At 44.5% G+C, this 3,162-nt stretch carries 3 protein-coding genes; 1 reads left to right on the forward strand and 2 read right to left on the reverse strand.

Annotated elements, in window-relative coordinates; translation table 11 throughout:
* Positions 1–71 precede the first annotated feature (71 nt).
* Positions 72–947, forward strand: coding sequence for a hypothetical protein (locus K0335_RS21955; RefSeq protein ID WP_119774444.1), 876 nt, complete (start codon positions 72–74; stop codon positions 945–947).
* A gap of 128 nt (positions 948–1,075) precedes the next feature.
* Here K0335_RS21955 and K0335_RS21960 read toward each other — a convergent pair whose 3' ends face one another.
* Complete coding sequence (locus K0335_RS21960) at positions 1,076–1,660, reverse strand: tail fiber assembly protein (protein WP_219394143.1); 585 nt, start codon at positions 1,658–1,660, stop codon at positions 1,076–1,078.
* On the reverse strand, positions 1,660–3,162 hold a 1,503-nt coding region (locus K0335_RS21965; RefSeq protein WP_219394144.1), incomplete at its 5' end, for a phage tail protein. The genes K0335_RS21960 and K0335_RS21965, both read right to left, overlap by 1 nt.

Consider the following 3,162-nt stretch of genomic DNA (forward strand, 5'->3'; position numbering starts at 1 on the left):
CTGCAACCCTACTAGCTCAAAATTTATTCACACATGGTTACGCTTTGGGGAAATTATGAGGGGATCTCTCAGTGTTAAACATTGGTATAAAAAAGTTAGTCAGACTTGCACAAAAGAAATTACCTTCATATTTAACTGAATCATCTATTATTAAATCAGAAAGACGATGGGTCGCTAATACGCTAAAAGATTACGAATTATTACATGCCTTAGCTATAATCTATGGCAGAATGTATAACTGCTGTAACTCTCTTGGCATACAAATAAACAATCCAATGGGTGACGATGTGATTTCGCCAACATCATTCGACTCTTTATTTGATGAAGCCAGGAGAATAACTTATTTAAAATTAAAAGATTACTCCATAAGCAAATTGTCATTTAGCATGATACAATATGACAATAAAATAATTCCTGAAGATATTAAAGAGCGTCTAAAACTGGTAGATAAGCCTAAAAATATCACTTCGACAGAAGAGTTAGTTGACTATACAGCCAAGCTTGCAGAAACGACTTTTTTAAAGGACGGTTATCACATTCAAACATTAATTTTTTATGATAAACAATTCCATCCAATTGATTTAATCAATACAACATTTGAAGATCAAGCAGATAAATATATTTTTTGGCGTTATGCAGCTGACAGAGCCAAAATAACAAATGCCTATGGCTTCATTTGGATATCAGAGCTATGGCTCAGAAAAGCAAGCATCTACTCCAATAAACCAATACATACAATGCCAATTATAGATGAAAGACTTCAGGTAATTGGAATTGATTCAAATAATAATCAAAAATGTATTTCATGGAAAATAGTTAGAGAAAACGAAGAAAAAAAACCGACTTTAGAAATATCAACAGCAGACTCAAAACATGACGAAAAACCATATTTCATGCGTTCAGTCTTAAAAGCAATTGGCGGTGATGTAAACACTATGAACAATTGAGTCATAGAACTTCCATTATTCTCCTGAAGATAATAATCGCCAAATAAACCAATACTCAGCTTTACAATATACTAACTAACCGCAGAACGTTATTTCATACAACGTTTCTGCGGCATATCACAAAACGATTACTCCATAACAGGGACAGCAGGCCACTCAATATCAGGTGCAGTTGATGTATCAACACGGTTCAGCAACACCCGATACTTCTTCCAGGCTTCCAGCAACGACGCCTCTTCTTCCGTTGCAATCTCCAGATCTACAGCATCCTGAAGCGGCGCTATATGCTCACTGGCTACCTGCATCAGGCTGTTTTTTGTTTCTTCCGCCTCCCGGATCCGGAACAGTTTTTCTGCTTCCGTATCCTTCACCCAGACTGTACCGTTCCACTTCTGAAACTCCCCTTCCGGGGATAACCAGGTGACATTTTCCGGTAATGAGCCGAGTTCAGAAATAAATAACGCGTCGCCGGAAGCCACGTCATAGACCGTTTTACCCCGATGGTCTTCAACGAGATGCCACGATGCCTCATCACTGTTGAAAACAGCCACAAAGCCAGCCGGAATATCTGGCGGTGCAATATCGGTACTGTTTGCTGGCAGACCTGTATGAGGGGGAATGTATGCATCACCTTCACCAATAAATTCATTGGTTCCGGCCAGCAGATTATAAATTTTTATAGTCCGTGGTTGTACACTCATTCTGAATGCCATTATGCAAGCCTCACAATATAGTTAAATGCGATGTTTTTGACGGTGTTTTCCGCGTTACCAGCAGCGTTAACGGTGATGGTGTGTCCATGTGAACCAATCGCAACGGAGTGTGTATGAGCGCCAATATCAACAGTATGTGCGTGTGCGCCTGCACTTGCAGCAGTACCTGACACCGTGTGGGTATGCGCTCCGGCTGACGATGTGCCAGTACTCGATCCTGAACGAGACGCACCTTTGAGGGCTTGATCGCCCTGCTCGGTATTGCCAGATGGGTAACAGGCAACCGTGTGTGTATGTGCCCCTGCAGAAGCAGCCGTACCACTGACACTATGGGTGTGCGCTCCGGTGTTATTCGTGGACCTGGTACCATAATTAAACGAACTGGTAGTTTTCGTCCCCAAATCCGTACTGGATGCACTGGCACTGTGGGTATGCGATTTAATGCCGTCCTGTTCCTGTGACAATACGGCACGACCACTGGCGGGCTTGCCCTTAATCGTCCAGCCACGCATATCAGGGATCACGCCTGACGGATAAGCGACTGCAAGTTTCGGGTAGGCAGATTTGTCAAAAGTCTGCCCCTGCATCAGGGCATAACCAGACGGAACGGTATCCGATGGCCACGGGATTGGTGCGCCAGGCGGATAAAACTGCTCTGATGGCGTATAGAGTGAATAAACTGTACCGTCCGTTAACCCTTCCGGCTTATTAGCAGAATATGCTGGTGACGTATGAATCGTTACGCTGGCATTACTGGTATAATCCCATTGAATATTTACACCAGTCGCATAATTTCCGATTGCAACGTAAATATCGTAAGTATCACCAGATGTATTGACCCAGGCAAAATTTGTAAACCCTGCCGATGTGCGCTGCCATAAAGCACCAGTAATCCCCTTCGGATTACCATTACCTGCACGCAAAACAAGTTCAGATATACCTGCCTGTTGAGGTGAACCGACGTTATATCCAGACCCACCAATCAACGTAATTGAAACAACAGAACTCGCCTGCGGCATGGTTACCGTTGCTAATTTGAACCAACCAGCACCACCGCTGAATGACATAGTTGTTGAGTTAAGCGTACCAATATCTTTCGGTGTCAGTGTTATATCCGCTGAAAGCGCCTTACCATTCACCTTACGGGCAGAAGGTACCCGACCATTCGCATTGTCATTAGCTGCTTTCACTGCTTTCGGTGTCGCGGCAAGCGTTTCAGATGTGCTGTTAGTCGCACTGCTGAGCTGTACTATCCCTTTCTGTGCTGTTGTTGCATCCTGTGCGGTATATTTCCCGTTAGCCAGGTCATACGCGGCTTTTACTGCCTTCGGCGTTGCCGCCTGTGACTCGGAAATGCTGTTAGTCGCACTGCTGAGCTGTACTATCCCCTTTTTCGTCGTGCTCGCATCCTCAAGCGCCACGGCGGATGCAATATCCTCTGCCCGTTTTGCAGCTGTCTCGGCGCGCGTTGCCGCGGATTCAGCCGCATTTTTGCTCTGAGC

It is taken from the genome of Escherichia sp. GZ89, assembly GCF_019366485.1.
In the GTDB taxonomy this organism is placed as follows: domain Bacteria; phylum Pseudomonadota; class Gammaproteobacteria; order Enterobacterales; family Enterobacteriaceae; genus Escherichia; species Escherichia fergusonii.